The following is a 17,494-nucleotide window of genomic DNA, read 5'->3' as shown; positions in this document are numbered from 1 at the left end:
CGAGCGAATAAGCTTTCATTTTTTCTGCTGATGTACTGAATGTAGTGTACCACATTTACATGGAATTTGCTGTATTTATCTCTTTGACGGCTTCAATAACTGTTATATGGCTTGTTATAAGCAGTAAAAAAGATATTCGTCAACTTAGATTAACTGAAGAAATATTGAGATTGAATGAAAAAGTCGATCGTCTTTCAAATGAAATTGAATCCGCTTGCAAATTAATTAATATAGTGCATTATGGCTCACTGACATTTCCTCCTGAGCAGCTATACAGTATTTGGAAAAAATTGATGTATGACTTAGATAATAAGTTCTATGCTTTTAGCTATATTAACCCAGAAGAATGGACACAAGAATATGCTAGAAAATTGCTGTCTCCACTCAAAAGCAAAATTGATACTGACCATGCTGATGTAAATTGGATATTTGTAATTGATGAATTGAGTGAATTGCAAAAATTAAGTGAGGTCATTGAATATCATCGCAGGTATGGAATAAATGTTTCATATGTTGAGGTTAAGCAACTGTATGAATCACTTCCTCAGATTTGTGAAAAACCTCTGAATTTAGGGTTCATACTTATTGATGATATGCGTTTAGCTATATTCCGCCTTGACGAGAATCGTAAACTCAAGCAGATTGAAGTTGTTTCGGATAGAGAAATCTTTAAAAAATATCAAAAGATTTATGAGCGTACTCGATATATAGCAAAACCTTTAGATTCTTCAACTTCAAGAATTTAATTTCATAGCATCCCACCGTCTAACAACGCCGCTGCACCGGAACGAATTTAAGTTGTTGTTAGGAGGGAGCATCCCAATTTTGCAACTTGCCCCAAAAATTAACGGCAGAATGAGTCTTTCAGAGAGTAGTAGGAATGTTTTTGCACATTTGGGATGCTCCCAAAAAAATGTTTATTCGGCGTTGCATCATAGACCTCTGACAATATGACTGCTAACCCCAAAGGAGCATAGATTTGGCTAGTACAACTCTATCTCACCCGAGAACAAGAAATTTAGAAAACACGTCCTGCGGTTGTGAGTAGTTCGGAGATGTTTAGTTCTATCCCCATTCGCATTATAATTCCTGTGGCTACATTGCCACCTAAATTTTAAAGTCGCCCTTTCATCATTCTGATTCAGCTAACAAAAGAAAACTGTTGAAACGCAGACTCAGCAGGGAAGGTTTTCCAAGTGCGGAGTGTAACTACTGAGCGATTTGTCAGATGTATCGGAAAAGTTTCTGAAACGGTTGTGCAAAAATTAGTAATAAGCTTAATTATCTGTGTTGATTATCCTCCATAAAACCAGGAATGTCGATCGCCCTCAACTCCCCAACTCCCCTCAACAGGGCCCTCCCATCCCCCAACCCCGCACAATACTTAATAAAAACTTTACAAAACTTACCCGATCGCCCAACATGGGTTAGAGTTATCCTATAAAATCCAGCAATCCTGCAAAGCGTCAACCTTCTCGTCACTTATCCAGTGGTTCGATGACTCAAACCCAAAGCACTAAGACCGCCACCCCAACTGCAATTTATTCCTTGACAATTGCTCCCGCCTGTGTATTGCGAGGTCGATCGGCCATCGCACAAGCCGGAGATGCGATCGCCCGTTTCGGAAAGCGGCCGCTAATCGTCGGCGGCAGTAACTCCCTCGCCGCCGCCCAACCCTACCTGCAACCAATCCTCGAACAGCAGCAGTTAAAATCCGCTGAAACAGCCTACGGCAAAGATTGCAGCGAAACCAGCCTCGAAACCCTCCGCGCAGCAGCCCAAACCCATCAAGCCGATTTCATCATCGGTGTCGGCGGCGGCAAAGCCTTAGACGCAGCCAAACTCGTCGCCCATCAGTGCAAAATCCCGATCGTCACAATTCCCACATCAGCCGCCACCTGTGCCGCTTGGACAGCCCTTTCTAACATTTATTCAGAACAAGGTGCATTCCAATACGATGTCACATTAGCCAGATGTCCCGACTTATTAATACTCGACTACGGCTTAATTCAAACCGCACCGCAGCGGACATTAGTAGCAGGAATTGGAGATGCGATCGCCAAATGGTACGAAGCATCAGTCAGCAGCGGACACTCCGAACAAACCCTGATTATTTCAGCCGTTCAACAAGCTAGAATACTGCGCGATATATTATTCCAAAAATCAGCCACCGCCCTCAAAGAACCCGGTAGCGAAACGTGGCAAGAAGTCACAGATGCAGCCGTATTGCTAGCAGGAGTAATCGGGGGAATTGGCGGCGCCCAATGTCGCACCGTCGCCGCCCACGCCGTCCACAACGGCCTAACTCATCTATTAGCAAGTCACGGCACATTGCACGGCGAAAAAGTCGCCTACGGCATTTTAGTACAACTGCGACTAGAAGAAATGCTGCAAAACAATCAACTCGCCGCTAGCGCCAGACAGCAACTGCTAAAATTCTACGCCGAAATTGGATTACCCCAAACGTTAGACAACCTCGGACTCGGAGACATTACCATAGCAGAATTGCAGCGCGCGGCCGATATCGCCTGCAATCCCAATTCCGACATTCACCGACTGCCTTTTAAAGTTGTTCCCCAACAATTAATGGCAGCGATGGTTTCTACTACCGCACCTGTGGGAGAATTAAAGATTAAGAATTAAAACAGTTTGTAGTAAGGACTAAAGTCCTGAAAAGGCTGTGCTAGCAAGGACGAAAGTCCTTACTACAAACCAGGAAAACTGACAACTGACAAAAAATAAATGACCTTGGATTGGATTAGCCCTGCTGACAGGTTGCAAAAACTACCGCCCTACGTATTTGCCCGTCTCGACGAACTCAAAGCCCGCGCCCGCGAACAAGGACTCGATTTAATAGACTTAGGAATGGGAAACCCCGACGGTGCCACTCCTCAACCAGTAGTAGAAGCCGCTGTCGCAGCCATCCAAAATACTGCCAATCACGGCTATCCCCCCTTTGAAGGAACTGCCAGTTTTCGCCGTACTATTACTAAATGGTACAGCCGTCGCTACAATGTTGAACTCGATCCAGAAAGCGAAGCATTGCCTTTGTTGGGTTCTAAAGAAGGTTTAGCACATTTTGCGATCGCCTATATCAATCCAGGGGACGTAATATTAGTACCAAGTCCTGCTTATCCCGTATTATTTCGCGGCCCAATCATCGCGGGTGCAAAAGTTCACAACATCATCCTCAAACCCGAAAATGACTGGGTAATTGACTTAGCCGACATTCCCGACAGCGTAGCCGAACAAGCCAAAATACTCTATTTCAATTATCCCAGTAATCCGACTGGAGCAACTGCACCCCGCGAATTTTACAAAGATATTGTGGCTTTCGCACACAAGCATCAAATCTTGCTGGTTCACGACTTGTGTTATGCGGAATTAGCCTTTGACGGCTATCAACCGACAAGTTTATTAGAAATTCCCGGCGGTAAAGAAATCGGCGTCGAATTTCACACGATGTCCAAAACCTACAATATGGCCGGCTGGCGCGTCGGTTTTGTAGTAGGAAATAGCAAAATTATCCAAGGTTTGCGGACATTAAAAACTAACCTAGATTACGGTATATTTTCCGCCTTGCAAACAGCAGCAGAAACAGCACTGCAATTGCCCGATAGTTACTTGCACGAAGTGCAGAATCGTTACAGGACTCGCCGCGATTTCATGGTGGAAGGATTGGCAGAATTAGGGTGGAATATTCCTAAACCTCTGGCTGCCATGTATCTTTGGGTTCCCTGCACTCCGGGCATGAGTTCGACTGATTTTGCCCTAAATGTTTTGCAGCAAACCGGTGTTGTGGTAACTCCTGGTAATGCTTTTGGGCCGGGCGGCGAAGGATATGTGAGAATTAGTTTAATTGCAGATTGCGATCGACTGGGAGAAGCATTGCGGCGATTGAAACAAGCAAACATTCGCTATCAATAGTCATGATTATTAGTCATTAGTCATTGGTCATTAGTTAGTAGTTAACAGCTAACAACTAATAACTATTTAATCAAGATTGAGGACAAATGAAATCAGCTAATAAGGGTAAAGTGCTAAAACCAGGGGCTTCCCGATCGTTCTCCGGTGAGATTCGGCGCACCTTACAAATAGGGGTAAGCTGCGCCGAATCTCACCCTACAAATGACAACTAACTATAACGTTTTAATTTTCTCAATCACCCAATCAAAAGTTTGCATAACTTGCTGGAGGGCAGATTCGTCTTGCAAAGTAAACAAAGCCAGACTCGGCGACCTTCTCTCACCCGGTTCTATAGGCAGCGATAGACCGATCGAACTCAGTTTACTTCTCAATTCCAGCCAATTTTGTTCCGCATTAAAAGGCGGCTGGGAACCATAATTATCAGCAGAAATCTCCATTCTGCCAGCAATATCTACAGTGAATAACTGATAGGGTTTTCTTCCTCTGTGAGGCAATTGAGCCGCGAAACCGCCGTAGGCATCGCCCGTTCCCCAGTGGATTTGAACTTCGGGTTCTTGACTTTTTGCCCACAAGTAAATTGCTTTTGCCATTTGCGCCTCGTCCGCGCCTCGTCTAGCTTTGATTTCCGCAAAAAATGAAGATTCATCCCAGCGCCTTCTTTCGCGCGTTGCGCTGGATTTTTTCTGCTGTGCTTCGGCCGTCTGACCGATCACTCTGGGAACCAGCGTTTTCAAACCATCTTCACTTACATACTGCTTAATTTCCAGGGCCAAAACTTCAACCGGGTCCATTTGTTCGTTGAGAAATTCCACAACTCGGCGCATTTCAGCGGAAATCTCGTCAGCTACAAACACTAAGCGAACTTTACCCGCTTGCAAATTAGTTTTAACCTTCTGCCAAAATAGGTCTTCGTTAGCATTTGCACCGAGAAACTCTTCAAAAATATGTTCAGGATCGCGACCCCGATCGCGACAATTAGCTTCAAACAGAGCAATAATTGAATCGACCGGCCAGTAAACCAACGCATTAGCAGCATAGTCGATCGACTGACCCAAAACTTTTTGGCGGAGTCCGGCATTAGGAGTTCGCCGGACATCCACCAAAGTAGGAACTGCATTTTGGTCGAGAAACAAATGATCCAGCGACCACTGCACCGCTGTTTCCTCATCGCTGGGTGCAGCTTCCCGCGAAATTAACAGCCACCTCCGCGCCGTCGCCCGATCGATTTGGTCTCCCGCGATCAAATTAGGATAAGTTACTAGCAAATCTTGTAACTGGTCTTCCGAGTCGTAGGGCTGTTCCATCATTTCTACCAGCCTGTCGTCGTCCTGAATCAGATAAATACCTCCAGCCATGCAAGCCCACCTACTTAATTTTAGATTTTAGATTTTAGATTTTAGATTTTAGATTTCAGGCTTAGTTATTAGTCTTCAGTCTTCAGTCCGCCGCCAATAAGTTGTGAAGGCAGAAGGCATTGGTCAGAATTCAATAAAAATTTTGAATTCAATAGTTTTTATTGTTTGTTCATTTAACAAAAAAAACCTTCTGACCAGTGACTAATAACTAATAACTGATGACTGATGACTGATGACTGATGACTGATGACTAATGACTAATCACTCATACAACCAGTAAATACTCGCTGTGCCGGCCCGGTCATGTAAATCCGCCCAGAAACTTCTGCCCATTCGATTTCCAAAACGCCGCCTGGGAGTTCAACCGCAGTTACCCGATCGCACTTCCCTACCAACACCCCAGCTACCACAGCAGCACAAGCACCAGTCCCACAAGCTAGAGTAACACCCGCGCCTCTTTCCCACACCCGCATTTTTACATAGTCTGAACGTATCACTTGAATAAATTCAGTATTGGTACGCTGCGGGAATGCTTTGTCGTGCTCGAATTGAGGCCCGACAGTTTCTAAAGCAACAGCCGAAACATCCTCTACAAACGTAATGCAGTGAGGATTACCCATGCTGACACAGGTAACAGACCAAGATTTATCAGCAACTTCGATCGGCACATCTATAACTTTGGCATCCGGTGCAGCCAAAGTTGTCGGAATTTCCGCCGCCAGCAGCCGGGGAACCCCCATATCCACCTTCACCTGACCGTCCGATCGCAATTCCGGGGTAATCACACCAGCCAGAGTGTGGATGCGGTACTGAGTTTTCGCCTCTGACCCTTCCAAATCGGCGATAAACTTAGCCAAACAGCGAATCCCGTTGCCGCACATTTCCGGTTCCGAACCGTCGGAGTTAAAAATCCGCATCGTATAGTCAGTGTCGTTTTGAGCCGGAAGAGCAAAGATCACGCCGTCTGCGCCAATCCCGAAATGTCGATCGCACAAATCCACAGCTTGTTCTGGCGTGATCACCGGTTCTGACGAGTGGCGGTTGTCAATCAGAATAAAATCATTTCCCAGTCCGTGATACTTCGCAAACTCGATCGGCATAAAAACAAACCTCTTTTGGTTAAAACTGATTAGATAATTTGATGACCAAATTACCCATTTCCCAGTATTATAAAACTTTATGCAATTTCTAGTCCTTTCTAGTGAAATATAAACAAATATAATATTTATAACTCCACAGGGATATCTAATTAATGCTGATGTCAATGGCTCAATGAATATCTGTCGAAAACTAGCCGCCAACTGGTTTATCCCTAATCGAGTAGAGGCGCTTGTAATTCTGCCAGTACGGGTTAAACGGTATAAACAGAAGAATATGGTTTAAGGTAATATTTGACTATATTTTTCTGAACTATGTCTGAATTTGAAACCGGATTGCCCAGCGTTCGCTTAATACAAAGCTACATCAAAGACAAACAACAGGTGGAGATCAAACTCCTGACCGGCGACTTAGTAGCTGGCAGAATTTTTTGGCAGGATAATAGCTGCATTTGCCTCCTCGATCCCTCAGAAACACAAATTCTGATCTCGCGGCCAGCAATTGCTTATCTCAAACCCAACGGCTGAGAGTGGGGAATGGTGAATGGGGCATGGGGCATGGGGCATGGGGCATGGGGCATTGAGAATAGTTTCTTTTTCTGCCCACTGCCAACTGCCCACTGCCCGCTGACTAATCGCTAAACAGCTTTTCGATGACTTGGGCCTTGACCAAAGGCACCTTTAAAGCAGGTTGCGGCACCGGTGGTGAGGCCGTCCGCTGCATCAAGCCGAGCTCGTAGAAGCCACCGCACAGCAGCAAACGATCGCCTTCTTGCAAATTCGTAGTTCCGTCGGGCCAGCGAGTAAATTTCCCTTCCCGGCGGATCGCCCGCACCTGCACCCCGTACTGGATCAGCAAATCTACCTCTGACAGTTTTTTGCCCGCCCAAGGGCTGTTTGCTGGCAACCTCAGCCACTGGCAAGAACTGTCGCCCTGCGGCACTGCAACTTCCCCCTTTGCCAGCAACTCAAAACTGATGAGTTCTTCCGGTTCTCCCACTACAAAAAGTCGATCGCCCGAGTGCAAAGCTGTCTTGCCGTTAGGATAATCAATTTCCTCGCCATTCTCGCGGACGATCGCCATCACGCTGACGCCTGTCAACTGGCGCAAGTTAGTTTCTTCCAGAGTCATGCTGGCGATGGGAGAACCCGACGGCAAGCTGTACCACTCGCTGTTCATATCTCGAACCGCCACTTTCAAATCCCGCGAAATCGCCAACGGTTCGCGCGGTGGCCGCAACTCCAGATAGCGGCTGCTGCGAATTTGCTGCACTTCCCGCCCGATCGCCATTGCCGAGATCCCAATACTAGCCAACAAGTGGGCAGACAGTTCTAAACTCGCCTCAAACTCCGGCTGCACGACTTCCCAGGCCCCCAGTTGGTAAAGCAGTTCGATGTCTTTATCTTGGTTGGCCCGCACCACAATATCCAAATCCGGGACTAATTCTAAAGCCCGCTTCAGACACAAGCGAGTGCTCATCGGATCGGGAAGGGCGATCGCCATTGCTTTTGCCCGTTCCACCCGGGCGGCTTCCAATACGTGCAAGCTGGCAGCATTCCCGTAAATGTAAGGAATTCCTTGCATTCTGCAATCTTGAATTCTACTTTCTGACTCGTCGATAACCACAACTGAACAGTTGCGGCTTTGCAGCATTTTGACTAAAATTCTACCGACTCGCCCGTAGCCGCAAACCACAACATAATTTTGTTCCGGCAAACTTTCAGCTATTGCCACAGGTTGAGATGTTTCGTCAAAATAGCGCTGTAAAGGCCCGAAATTTTCCGCCCATTTCAATAACTGAGGCACGCTTCTCAACACAAACGGAGTCAGCACGAGGGTGACTGCTGTCGTGCCTAAAATTAACAAGTAAACGTCCCGCGAAACCAGCCCCATAACTTGACCGGAACTAGCGAGTACAAAGGAGAATTCTCCTATTTGAGCTAAGCCCAAACCTGTGATTAATGCTGTTTTTAGGGGATAGCCAAATAGTCGGACGATCGGCGCGATGATCAAGAATTTGCCGATAAATACTAGAAATACCAGTCCCAGAATTAATTCTAGATGGGTCCAGAGAAACACCGGGTCGATTAACATTCCGATGGTGACAAAAAATAAGGATGCAAAAATATCTCGCAAAGGCTCGACATAAGTTAGAGTTTGGTCGGCATATTCCACCTCCGAAATCATTAAACCCGCCACAAATGCGCCCATCTCGATCGAAAAACCCAAATATTCTGTCAGCAGCGCAATCCCTAAAGCCAAAACCACAACTCCCAGCAAAAACAGTTCCCGACTTTCTGTTTTCGCCAGGTAGCGCAGCAACTGCGGTACGAGCCAAATGCCCGCGCCTACAGCACCGATAGCAAATAACCCGATCCGCAGCAGGGCCCACGCTACCGTCATGCCGATCTCTTCTGCTGGCTGATTGAGTGCCGGCAAAACGGCTAGCATTAGCCCCAAAGCCAAATCTTGAACTACTAATATTCCCAGCATGACTTGACCGTGGGAAGTACCGGATTCATTGCGCTCCATCAAGCACTTGAGTACAACGGCAGTCGAGGAAAGCGACAGAATCGCTCCTAAAAACACCCCTTGAGCAGGCGATTCTACCCAGCCTACAGCCAAGGAAATTCCAGTAGTAATGGCGATCGTCAGCACAATTTGCAAGCCCCCCCCGCCCAAACTAATGGTTTTAACTTTCTGGAGTTCGGCGAAGGAAAATTCCACTCCCAAGGCAAACAACAGAAAGGCAACCCCGAATTCAGCCAGGGTGTCTACCTGAATTAATTCTTTAATCAGCCCCAAACCTGCCGGCCCAACTACGATCCCTCCCAGGAGATACCCGAGAATTACCGGCTGTCGCAATAGCGATGCAAAGAGTCCTCCTGCTGCGGCAGCAGCGAGAACTAGAACTAAGTCAACGATCAGTCGGAAGTCTTCTTGCACAAGTTTATGAAAAAAGTATAAAGTTATATTATAGTGTCTAATGTGTTGACTATGTTTAGGGCGTTGACTATAGTTGAGGAACAAGCACAACGGCCACCCTTGACCCAGGTATTTTCTCATGGCACAGAGTTCAACTCCTCACAAAAAGCTTAACCTCTTGCAAGTTTATCGAGGGATTGCGGCTGTTTTAGTGGTAATGTTTCACCTCAACGATATGAGTGCTGAGAGATTAAATCAAGTTACTTTTTTTAATTTATTTCAGGCTGGGTGGAGCGGTGTTGATTACTTTTTTGTATTGAGCGGTTTCATCATGGTGTATGTTCACCGATCGGCGATCGGTAAAAAGGATCAGTTAAAATCGTTTTTAGTCAAACGTGGCGTGCGAATTTACCCTATTTACTGGATAATTACTCTAACAGTTTTGTGTTTCTTTCTAGTAATTCCTGGTTTTGCTAACAATAAAGATTTAAGTTTGGGACAGGTAATTTTGTCGCTGCTCTTGATTCCTCAAAAGGACAAGCCCATTCTGGATGTAGGTTGGACTTTAATTTACGAATTATATTTTTACTTCCTGTTCAGTATAGCTATCTGGTTGAAACCTAAATATTCGGTGCCTATACTTTCGGCTTGGCTATTGGTAACGATTTTAAACTTTTGTAAACTTATAAGCTTCCCCAAATCTTTTTTCTTGCTAAATCAAGTATTTGGCAATATGAATCTAGAATTTGTTCTGGGCTGCTTGGCTGCCTATATAGTGATTAAATGTAACAATAAGATTGGTAAGTACAGGTGGATATTGTTTGGAATAGCAAATTTAGGATATGTTATTTTAGGAATGCTCGTCGCATGGGGAAACATAAAGTTTGAGCGCGTCACTACTTTTGCAGTGCTAGCCGCTCTATTAATCATTGCTGCCACCTCGATCGACCTCAAAGATTCTCCGAAAATACCTCAGATTTTCACGTACTTAGGAGATGCCTCGTACTCGATATTTTTAACTCACGGCCCGCTGATTTCAGCAACTACCAAATTGCTGCAAAAGGCAAATCTAGGAAAATATTTCGATAGCTTTTTTGCACCTGCGTTGGTAGCACTGATAACTGTAATCGCTGGCTGCATCTTTTACTCTTTAGTTGAAAAACCGCTGACAGTTTACCTGCGGAAAAATATAGTTGAAAAAATGGGTCTTCCGAAGGTACAAGCAAGCTAATTGCAGGGTGATTTCGGAGTTGGTAGGGTGCGTCGCTATATTTAATCTAGGTGAAAAATCGAGAATGCTGGAAGCATAGAACTTACGCACCCCAGGTCTATAAACCGGGTTTTTTAGCGAATCTGCGGGTCACAATTGAGTATTTTCGTAAAAAAACCCGGTTTCTGATTTCCCCTGCGTAAGTCCTGTATCTTTAATCTCCGTAAAAAAAAATCGAGAAATTTTTCAGCGACGCACCGCAGATCCGAATCAGTTCGATCGCAACATATTTTCGATGGTGCGTCGCTGTGAGATGCCGATCGCATTTGCAGATTGTAGAAAGCGACGCACCCTACAAATAATGGAGAAAAAAACAAAAAGGGCTAAAGAGAAAAGAAGAACCCTTGCTGGACAAACTAGGAGGGGGAAGAATACGACGACATTGCTACGCGAACACCCTCTATCAAAGAAGAGCCGATGCCTTCTTGATACGGGCTGTGACACAGGTACATCATGCGGTACCACTGGGGTGTATGACTGATAGACTCAAGCAACATCCTTGTTGAGAGTGAGATAATACCGCCTGTCGATTCGGGGCCTTTATCGGTATTATCCAAGCCACTATTGCCACACCATTCCGCAACCTTGCCGTGCATATCGTAAAGTCCAAAAGCATTGGGCCCAAAACTCCCCACATTCTTTATTTGGCGATGAAAACCCTGCGGTGCATCAAAGTCGAGATGATTGCCGTCACGGTTAACTTGTTGGATTATTGACAAATAATCACCCTCAAATGGGGCTGCTGTTGCATGGGCACGACAAGCATATTCCCATTCTGCTTTACTCAGAAGACGATATTTTTTACTGGTTTTTTGCGAGAGTTTTTTACAGAATCTAAATGCCTCCCGCCACGATACATTTCCAACAGGACGTTTTTCGCCTGTGAAACTCGATTGGTTGGTTTCATTTCCCATAACTGCTTCCCACTCTGCTTGGGTGATGGGGTATTTGCTTGCATAAAAAGCGGGTATTGTGACTTGAGGCTTCTCACCTTCCCCATAATCTCTATATCTATCAACTTCTGTTACTGGCGACTCTACCATCAATGTGCCACCGGGAATGTAAACCATTTCCAACACAATTCCATTTCCTAGGTCTTCGGGGAAGTAGAAAGCAAACGACTTGCTGCGCCTGCTTTCTCGTCCATTAGAATTAACAGTGATGACATCAAAATCAAAAAAATAGTTTTGTAAATGTTGTTTTATCTTCTCCTCATTTCTATCTTTCAGTAGTGAATAGACAGCTAATTTAACCTGTACTGACTCATCCTGCAATGCTCCCAGTATCAAATCTAATCCTGCATCTCCATAATTCAGCGCTTCGGAGAGTGCGGCGATTCTAGCTTCGACAGAGGGCAAGGCCAATCGGCTTTTAACGCCGGCAATTCCTCCCTGTACCGCCGCACCTACAGGAATTGAATTTTGCCCCCCCTTGACTGCATCGTATTCTCTGGGTCGATCGCGATCGCTTGGCATGGCATTTTAACCTCTGTAATATCTACAACAGTGGCATTTAAATAATAATTATGTCAAATATTGAAAATTTATAATATATTTGACATAAGTGTTTCTGTGTCCTGTTAAATGCAGCGCACGGAAGTGAAACATCTCAGTATTTTCCCACAATCCCAGATGATTCGCTGCGATCGCCCTCCACTCAGAATAACAAAATTATACCGCGCTCGAAACCGTGAAACATCCTGTGATGCAGCTTTGCTACAAAGTCGGCAAATAGCGCCTTGCGCTCCGCTAAATCCCGATATATTTGCTGACTTGGCGCAAGTCGTAATAGTGCGTTATCCTTTGCGGTGAGAGGGTACTAAAATTAGAATTTTTGGGTAACATTAGCCAGACAAAGATTAAGGATATCCGTCATCACAGCGACTGCGAATCGAGCCAACTGCGGACAAAGTGCGAAAATAGTTGCGGGCGCTATTTTTGGATGCAGGCTATTGAAAGCAAACATGAAGAAGGCGATTTTGAGCGGGGGAACGATCGCGAGCATTCTCAGTTTGGTATCCCCGGTACAAGCTTTGCAGGTGAAGGGGACGCCGGCAAACCCCGAACTAGGAGATACGCTGTCAGTAATGATTCAGGTAAACAGCAGCAGCGGATCTCCAACGGTTTCCGTACAGCAAAAAAACTACCCAGCTTTTCCTATGGGCACCAATCGCTTTCGGGCCCTGCTGCCGACGACGCCGCTCAATCGCCCCGGTACCCGCCAAATCCAAGTGGCGGGAGACGGAAAGGTGCAAAATTTGAGCGTACAAGTGCGCGTTCGATCGCACATCCCCTGGCGATGTGTTGGGACTCGCCATCCGTTTCTCTGACTGCATCCTTGTGTCGATCGCACCCTCGCAGGTCAAACTCAACAATCTAATCAATCTAGCAACCATAATATCGGATAATTGTAAAGCAATTCACCAAGCCAAAAGCATGAGTATTGACCAATTAAACACAGACTACGGCATTGCCGGGAACCTCACCTTCGCCACCGGAAACGGTGGTTTCCCGATGATTCACATCGACAACGGTCAAGCCAAAGCCTTAATTTCTGTGTATTCCGGTCAAGTGCTCTCCTTTCAACCAGCCACCGAAGCCACAGACTTGATGTTCGTCAGCGAAAAAGCCTACTATGCCGAAGGGAAAGCCATCAAAGGCGGTATACCCATCTGTTGGCCCTGGTTTGGTCCAGATCCCGAAGCCTTGGGGCGTCCGAGTCATGGGTTTGTGCGGAATCGCCTCTGGAATGTGCTAGAAACCGCCACAACCCCAGACGGCGCAACCAAAGTCACTCTAGGACTCAAGGATACCGATGAAACTAGAGCAATTTGGCCCCAAGCCTTTGAACTGGCGATCGTGATTACGATCGGCACCAGCCTCACGGTAGAATTAATCACCCGCAATCTAGGCGACAAAGCATTTCCCCTCACCCAAGCTTTCCACACCTATTTCCAAGTCGGGGATATCAGCCATGTGCAGGTTTTAGGTTTAGAAAATAGCCAGTATCTTGATAAAGCGGATGGTGGTGTCGAAAAAACTCAAGTGGGTGCAGTGGTAGTAACAGGTGAAGTCGATCGTATTTATCTCGATGTCACCAAGGAATTAGTCATTGACGATAGGGCCCTCAATCGTCGGATTCGCATTAAATCCTCTGGTAGTAAATCCGTCGTAGTGTGGAATCCCTGGGTGACAATTTCTGCAAATATGGCCGACCTTGATGATGCAGATTATCAGCGTTTACTCTGCGTAGAAACGACCAATGCAGCTACAGATATTGTGGAAGTTCCCGCTCATGGTGAGTTCCGCTTGCAGGCAATTTACAGCGTTGAACGCGACTAAGGAATTAGAGCTTAATCTTAGCGGTGATGGGGCCAAAATTCCCCGTAAGCGGTTCAACATTTCAATTGGATATTTTGGGCAGTGCTCAAATCCCACCCACAAGACTGGGATTGTTTCTTTAAATACAACTTAAATGCCGATTAGCTGATTGAATTGAAAAACTCTGTCACCCTAATGACTAATAATACCAAATCCCCAATTTCTCCCCGGTTTATTTCTGAGTCCGCGAAAGACGTGCGGCGAAGCTGAGTCGAACCGTCTAGCCACAGACAAAACTTTGTATGATCGGTTTCAACCGCCGACTCCGATATTTTTACTTACCATCAATTATTATGCAAATCTTCAACTGGACAAAACTTCAAAATGGATCAGACATTCGCGGTATCGCCCTCGAAGGCGTTCCCAATGAAAAAGTCAACCTAACGCCCGAAATTGCGACAATCTTAGGTAAATCCTTTGTCAGTTGGCTAGTGCAAAAAGTCAATAAACCAGCGGCAGAATTAACTATCGCGATCGGGCGTGACAGTCGCCTATCAGGGCCAACCTTAATGCAAGCAGTGATCGAGGGAATCGCCTCAGTTGGTGCAACAGTGTACGACTTTGACATGGCCTCAACCCCCGCCATGTTTATGAGTACCATTACCCCTGGTTTTGATTGCGACGGCGCGATTATGCTCACTGCTAGCCATTTGCCATTTAATCGAAATGGTTTAAAGTTTTTCACTCCCAAAGGAGGGTTACAAAAGCAGGATATTACAGATATCTTAACACTAGCCCAAAGCAATTACTTTCAGCCAGCCTCATCGCCCGGTAAGATTACAAAGCATAATTTTATCTCAGTTTATGCTAACCAATTTGTCACCAAGATTAGGGAATCAGTCAATCATCCCGATAATTTTGAGGAACCACTAACAGGACTAAAAATTGTTGTGGATGCAGGCAACGGTGCTGGCGGTTTTTATGTTGATAAAGTCTTAAAACCTTTAGGTGCAGACACCACGGGCAGTCAGTTTTTAGAACCCGATGGTACTTTCCCCAATCATGTGCCAAATCCCGAAGATAAAGAGGCAATGCAGTCAATTTGTCAAGCGGTAATTGAACACCAAGCAGATTTTGGGATTATTTTTGATACCGATGTCGATCGCAGTGCGGCCGTCGATCAAGTGGGCAAGGAACTCAATCGCAATCGCTTAATTGCCTTGATTTCTGCGGTCGTATTGCAAGAACACCCAGGCTCTACCATTGTTACTGATTCTATCACCTCCGATGGCTTGACACAATTCATCGAACAAGATTTAAAAGGGATTCACCATCGCTTTAAACGCGGCTACAAAAATGTGATTGACGAGTCGATTCGCCTCAATGAAGCCGGACAGGAATCATGGCTGGCAATTGAAACGTCGGGACATGGAGCTTTGAAAGAAAATTACTTTCTGGATGATGGCGCTTATTTGGTTAGCAAATTATTGATTGAATTGGCTAAGTCAAAGCTAGCCAACCAATCTTTGCCAGATTTAATTGCGAATTTAAAAGAACCCGAAGAAAGTGCAGAATTTCGGATTAAACTTGGTGTAGATGATTTCAAGTCTCACGGCGAGCGCGTTATTGAACAACTGCAACAATTTGTCTCAACGCAAGCAGACTGGAAAATAGTTCCCAATAACTACGAAGGTCTGCGAATTTCCTGCACGTCACCTAGCGAATCCGGCTGGTTTCTGTTACGCTTATCACTCCACGATCCGGTGATGCCTTTGAATGTTGAGTCTAATGTTAAGGGTGGTGTTGCTCACATAGTGGCTCGGCTTTTAGCTTTTTTCCAAACCACAGAATCCCTTGATTTTTCGGCATTATCGACCTAAGTGTTACTCGTGTCAGACTATTAATCAACCAAACACAAGAAGGAATTTAATTATGTGGCTTTTAATCATAAAATGTTCTGCTGCAAGCTGGGATACCCATTCCAAAGCTTTCAAAGCGATCGCTGCCAAATATCCTGCCACACCTCTTTCTTCCAAAAAGATGAAAGGCGATGCTCAACGCATCATGGAATATCAGCTTGAGGATGTCAATGATGTAGAGGAATTTATGGAAGAATGCTTAACCTTAAATGGTTTCACCGCTACCTTTGAATCCCTATAATTTAGGTGATTGATTATAGCCATTCTCAATTTTTATCTCATACCATTTTAGAGGGAAGATTTTAAAATAGGGAATCAATACTATATTGCCAAAAACAGGCTACAATAACTAGAGAATTAGAAGTAGGTTCTCGGCAATTAAACTTATTGCCAAAAAATAATTGATTTAACAGTAGAGGAGTAAAAAATAATTATGTTGTAGCGCTGTGAACTATAACTAATAGCAATGGTTAAAAGTTATGCAATAGTAGCTAGGGTGGAAACGGTAGTGTGAGCGTCGGGCTCAATTGGGCTTTCCTCCCTAGCTACGGAAATTTTTATTATTCTTATCACCTCAAGTTAAGTATTTATTTAAGTTAGTCTCTCATCTCCAGATCTTTGACCAAGCTTTTTACCTAGGGCTGTTTCTCTCGAATCATTGCGGATTGGTATAGTTAGTCTAGATATTAAAAATATATCAGCGAGACAAAGGTTAAGGACAGCTAGTGATGGTAATGACTGTGAATCGAGAAAACTGTGGGCTAAGTACGGAAATAATTACAGGTCGGATTTTGCGGTGGGGGCAGTTGAAAGCAAACAAGCTAACCGCCAGTTCGATCGGGGGAATTGTTGCTGGCTTTCTGAGTTTTGCCCTGCCGGTGCAAGCTTTGCAGGTAGTTGTGACGCCGACAAATCCCCAACTGGGAGATACGCTGTCAGTAATGATTCAGGTTGACGGTAACGGCGGGGAAACTCCAACCGTTTCTCTACAGCAAAAAAACTACCCCGCGTTTTCGATCGGCAACGGTCGCTTTCGGGCCCTGCTGCCGACGACGCCGGTAGAGAAACCCGGTGCCCGCCTTCTTCAAGTCGCAGGTGATGGACAAGTGCAGAAGTTGAGCGTGCAAGTGCGCGGTCGAGATTTTCCCACCCAATCCATCTGGCTACCGCCTGGGAAAGACGAGGAAGGTACAGATGCCGAATTTGATCGCGTAGACGCATTTAAAGCACTGGTGACACCCGAAAAATTTTGGGACGGCAAATTGTTGCGCCCCAACTCCGGCGAAATTACCACTATTTACGGGGTGCGACGCTATTATAATGGGGTATTTGCTCAAGACTACTACCACCGCGGCGTGGATTACGCGGGTGCTTACGGTTCCCCTGTAGTCGCACCAGCAGCAGGTCGGGTGTCTCTAGTGGGACGCGAATCTCAAGGCTTCAAAATCCACGGGAATGTCGTTGGTCTCGACCACGGTCAGGGGGTAGCAAGTATTTTGATGCACCTCAGCCGGATTGATGTCAAGGAAGGCGATGTCGTGAAAGCCGGTCAAGTAATCGGTGCTCTGGGGTCAACGGGGGCTTCCACAGGCCCTCACTTGCATTGGGGACTTTACGTGCATGGGCAGTCCGTCGATCCTGTACCTTGGCGGCTTCAGGGAGTTGAGTAGGAGTTTTTAC

The 17,494-nt window shown here is 45.6% G+C and carries 14 protein-coding genes; 10 read left to right on the top strand and 4 right to left on the bottom strand.

Annotated elements, in window-relative coordinates; all coding sequences use genetic code 11:
* Positions 1 to 59 precede the first annotated feature (59 nt).
* The 3 genes from QUA57_RS13125 (at position 60) to QUA57_RS13115 (ending at position 3,927) form a co-directional block, all read left to right on the top strand.
* On the top strand, positions 60 to 746 hold the full coding sequence (locus QUA57_RS13125) for a hypothetical protein (RefSeq protein ID WP_333061334.1): 687 nt from the start codon (positions 60 to 62) through the stop codon (positions 744 to 746).
* Positions 747 to 1,497: 751 nt separating this feature from the next.
* The gene (locus QUA57_RS13120) at positions 1,498 to 2,643 is read left to right on the top strand and encodes an iron-containing alcohol dehydrogenase family protein (protein WP_333061333.1); all 1,146 of its coding nucleotides are present in this window, start codon (positions 1,498 to 1,500) and stop codon (positions 2,641 to 2,643) included.
* A 99-nt stretch (positions 2,644 to 2,742) separates the two neighbouring features.
* Positions 2,743 to 3,927 carry an aspartate aminotransferase gene (locus tag QUA57_RS13115; protein WP_333061330.1) on the top strand — a complete coding sequence of 395 codons (1,185 nt, stop codon included), beginning with the start codon at positions 2,743 to 2,745 and terminating at the stop codon, positions 3,925 to 3,927.
* A gap of 212 nt (positions 3,928 to 4,139) precedes the next feature.
* On the opposite strand, the gene QUA57_RS13110 is transcribed toward QUA57_RS13115, so the two are convergent.
* Positions 4,140 to 5,282 carry a hypothetical protein gene (locus QUA57_RS13110; protein ID WP_333061329.1) on the bottom strand — a complete coding sequence of 381 codons (1,143 nt, stop codon included), beginning with the start codon at positions 5,280 to 5,282 and terminating at the stop codon, positions 4,140 to 4,142.
* 257 nt (positions 5,283 to 5,539) lie between these two features.
* The gene (dapF, locus tag QUA57_RS13105; protein WP_333061328.1) at positions 5,540 to 6,382 is read right to left on the bottom strand and encodes a diaminopimelate epimerase; all 843 of its coding nucleotides are present in this window, start codon (positions 6,380 to 6,382) and stop codon (positions 5,540 to 5,542) included.
* 312 nt (positions 6,383 to 6,694) lie between these two features.
* Here dapF and QUA57_RS13100 point away from each other — a divergent pair, with 312 nt between their 5' ends.
* Positions 6,695 to 6,907 (top strand): Hfq-related RNA-binding protein, encoded by a 213-nt coding sequence (locus tag QUA57_RS13100; protein ID WP_333057289.1) that lies wholly within the window; start codon positions 6,695 to 6,697, stop codon positions 6,905 to 6,907.
* A 103-nt stretch (positions 6,908 to 7,010) separates the two neighbouring features.
* Here the strand turns inward: QUA57_RS13100 and QUA57_RS13095 are convergent, their stop codons facing one another.
* Entirely contained in the window at positions 7,011 to 9,326 is a 2,316-nt protein-coding gene (locus tag QUA57_RS13095; RefSeq protein WP_333061326.1) for a cation:proton antiporter, read from the bottom strand.
* Positions 9,327 to 9,444: 118 nt separating this feature from the next.
* Between QUA57_RS13095 and QUA57_RS13090 the strand changes: the two genes are divergently transcribed.
* Complete coding sequence (locus QUA57_RS13090) at positions 9,445 to 10,536, top strand: acyltransferase (protein WP_333039982.1); 1,092 nt, start codon at positions 9,445 to 9,447, stop codon at positions 10,534 to 10,536.
* Positions 10,537 to 10,931: 395 nt separating this feature from the next.
* Here QUA57_RS13090 and QUA57_RS13085 read toward each other — a convergent pair whose 3' ends face one another.
* The gene (locus QUA57_RS13085) at positions 10,932 to 12,050 is read right to left on the bottom strand and encodes a formylglycine-generating enzyme family protein (RefSeq protein ID WP_333061324.1); all 1,119 of its coding nucleotides are present in this window, start codon (positions 12,048 to 12,050) and stop codon (positions 10,932 to 10,934) included.
* Positions 12,051 to 12,538: 488 nt separating this feature from the next.
* Between QUA57_RS13085 and QUA57_RS13080 the strand changes: the two genes are divergently transcribed.
* From QUA57_RS13080 to QUA57_RS13060, 5 genes are all read left to right on the top strand, one after another.
* A complete protein-coding gene (locus QUA57_RS13080) occupies positions 12,539 to 12,904 on the top strand; it encodes a hypothetical protein (RefSeq protein ID WP_333061323.1) in 366 nt (121 codons plus the stop codon).
* A 106-nt stretch (positions 12,905 to 13,010) separates the two neighbouring features.
* On the top strand, positions 13,011 to 13,916 hold the full coding sequence (locus QUA57_RS13075) for a D-hexose-6-phosphate mutarotase (protein WP_333061321.1): 906 nt from the start codon (positions 13,011 to 13,013) through the stop codon (positions 13,914 to 13,916).
* Positions 13,917 to 14,248: 332 nt separating this feature from the next.
* On the top strand, positions 14,249 to 15,775 hold the full coding sequence (locus QUA57_RS13070) for a phosphomannomutase/phosphoglucomutase (RefSeq protein WP_333061319.1): 1,527 nt from the start codon (positions 14,249 to 14,251) through the stop codon (positions 15,773 to 15,775).
* A 52-nt stretch (positions 15,776 to 15,827) separates the two neighbouring features.
* The gene (locus tag QUA57_RS13065) at positions 15,828 to 16,055 is read left to right on the top strand and encodes a hypothetical protein (protein WP_333039991.1); all 228 of its coding nucleotides are present in this window, start codon (positions 15,828 to 15,830) and stop codon (positions 16,053 to 16,055) included.
* A 487-nt stretch (positions 16,056 to 16,542) separates the two neighbouring features.
* Positions 16,543 to 17,484 (top strand): M23 family metallopeptidase, encoded by a 942-nt coding sequence (locus QUA57_RS13060; RefSeq protein ID WP_333061317.1) that lies wholly within the window; start codon positions 16,543 to 16,545, stop codon positions 17,482 to 17,484.
* The last annotated feature ends 10 nt before the right edge of the window (positions 17,485 to 17,494 follow it).

This window comes from Microcoleus sp. Pol7_B2, from assembly GCF_036701035.1.
Classification (GTDB): domain Bacteria; phylum Cyanobacteriota; class Cyanobacteriia; order Cyanobacteriales; family Microcoleaceae; genus Microcoleus.
Note: the sequence above shows the minus strand (reverse complement) of the source record. Positions and strands in the feature narration are given on the sequence as shown.